The organism is Brevundimonas sp. CURTG3B2_SDJG (assembly GCF_057364705.1).
The window spans coordinates 1-1,276 of record NZ_JBNFOJ010000484.1; the positions used below are offsets into that span (position 1 = coordinate 1).

A 1,276-nucleotide genomic window follows, 5' to 3' on the forward strand; every position below is an offset into this window, starting at 1 on the left:
GGCGTCCGCGGCCGGCGCGGCGGCCTGGCCGCAGGCGGCCAGCAGGGCGAAGGCGGAGATGGCCAGCAGATGTTGGATCTTCATGGGGAGGAGACCTCGAAATGGCTCGGCCGTGGCCGACCGGAACAGGGGAATCGCCACGGCGAACCGTAACAACAACAGTATATGTTGCAGTTCTGGTCTTTCAACCGCCTCGCTTCCGAATCGGGTGCGCGGGCCGGCGCGACCGCCTATCTTCCCGAGTCCGCCATCCGCCCGAGTCCCATGCCGATCCGCCGCCTCCCGCCCGAGACCGTCAACCGCATCGCCGCCGGCGAGGTGGTCGAGCGGCCGGCCAGCGCCATCAAGGAGCTGGTCGAGAACGCCCTGGACGCCGGCGCGACCCGCGTTGAGATCCAGGCCGACGGCGGCGGCCTGACCCGCATCCTCATCGCCGACGACGGCCACGGCATGGCCGCCGACCAGCTGGCCCTGGCGGTCGAGAGGCACGCCACCTCCAAGCTCGAGCCCGACGACGCCGGCGACGTCGACCTGCTGCGCATCTCGACCCTGGGCTTCCGCGGCGAGGCCCTGCCCTCCATCGGCTCGGTCGCCCGCCTGACCATCACCAGCCGTGCGCCCGGTCTGGACGCCCACGCCATCACCGTCGAGGGCGGCGACCAGCGCCCGGTCCGGCCCCTGCCGGTTTCCCCGGCCCGCACGCGCCCGCGTCGAGGTCCGCGACCTCTTCTACGCCACCCCCGCCCGGCTGAAGTTCATGAAGTCCGAGCGCGCCGAGGCCATGGCCATCTCGGAAGAGATCAAGCGCCAGGCCATGGCGCACGAGGCCGTCGCCTTCACCCTGGACCTGGACGGCCGGACCACCCTGCGCCTGCCCGCCGAACACCCCGGCGACCAAGGCCGCCTGAAGCGCCTGGCCGCCCTGCTGGGCCGCGACTTCGAGGCCAATGCGCTCCTGATCGATCAGGAACGCGACGGCGTCCGCCTCAGCGGCTACGCGGGCCTGCCCACCTATTCGCGCGGCAACGCGGCCCACCAGTATCTGTTCGTCAACGGCCGCCCCGTGCGCGACCGCCTGCTGCAGGGCGCGCTGCGCGGCGCCTACGCCGACTTCCTGGCCCGCGACCGCCATCCTGCGGCGGTGCTGTTCCTCGACATCGACCCGCTCTACGTCGACGTGAACGTCCACCCCGCCAAGGCCGAGGTCCGCTTCCGCGACCCGGCCTTGGTCCGCGGCCTCATCGTCGGCGCGCTCCGCCACGCCCTGGCCGCCGCC

At 72.6% G+C, this 1,276-nt stretch carries 1 pseudogene; it reads left to right on the forward strand.

Features of this window, described 5'->3' with window-relative positions:
* Positions 1-264: 264 nt before the first annotated feature.
* Positions 265-1,276, forward strand: a pseudogene (gene mutL, locus AC2W7C_RS18085) (DNA mismatch repair endonuclease MutL); the annotation flags it as partial.